The organism is Photobacterium ganghwense (assembly GCF_003025595.1).
GTDB lineage: Bacteria > Pseudomonadota > Gammaproteobacteria > Enterobacterales > Vibrionaceae > Photobacterium > Photobacterium ganghwense.
In genome coordinates, this window is record NZ_PYMI01000037.1 from 1 (window position 1) to 537 (window position 537).

The window sequence follows — 537 nt, forward strand, 5'->3', positions numbered from 1 at the left end:
CTCTTCTTACACAAGACACTTGAATGTGTATTGCTTGAGAACTCGTTTCTCTTTCGAGAAACAATAATTTCGATTCGTCTGAATCGAATTACTAGTCAGCTTTCCAGATTGTTAAAGAGCATGTGTCATTATCTCCAACGAGATAACACCACTGTTTAAAGATTCTCAGGAAAAACCCTTAAAGAGTGGTGGAGCTAAGCAGGATCGAACTGCTGACCTCCTGCGTGCAAGGCAGGCGCTCTCCCAGCTGAGCTATAGCCCCAACGTTTCCGATGCCTCACCACCTTCCTTTGGGCAGGAAGTGGTGGGTCTGAGTGGACTTGAACCACCGACCTCACCCTTATCAGGGGTGCGCTCTAACCACCTGAGCTACAGACCCAGCATCGTTTCGCTCTTCACATTTCAACCAGGCAATCTGTGTGGACACTACGCAAAGCGCAGTCTTTAGGTAAGGAGGTGATCCAGCCCCAGGTTCCCCTAGGGCTACCTTGTTACGACTTCACCCCAGTCATGAACCACACCGTGGTAAACGCCCTC

At 49.5% G+C, this 537-nt stretch carries 2 tRNA genes and 1 rRNA gene; all 3 read right to left on the reverse strand.

Annotated elements, in window-relative coordinates:
* Window positions 1–186: 186 nt before the first annotated feature.
* Window positions 187–262, reverse strand: a tRNA-Ala gene (locus C9I92_RS25195).
* 40 nt (window positions 263–302) lie between these two features.
* Window positions 303–379, reverse strand: a tRNA-Ile gene (locus C9I92_RS25200).
* Window positions 380–449: 70 nt separating this feature from the next.
* Window positions 450–537, reverse strand: a 16S ribosomal RNA gene (locus C9I92_RS25205); the annotation flags it as partial.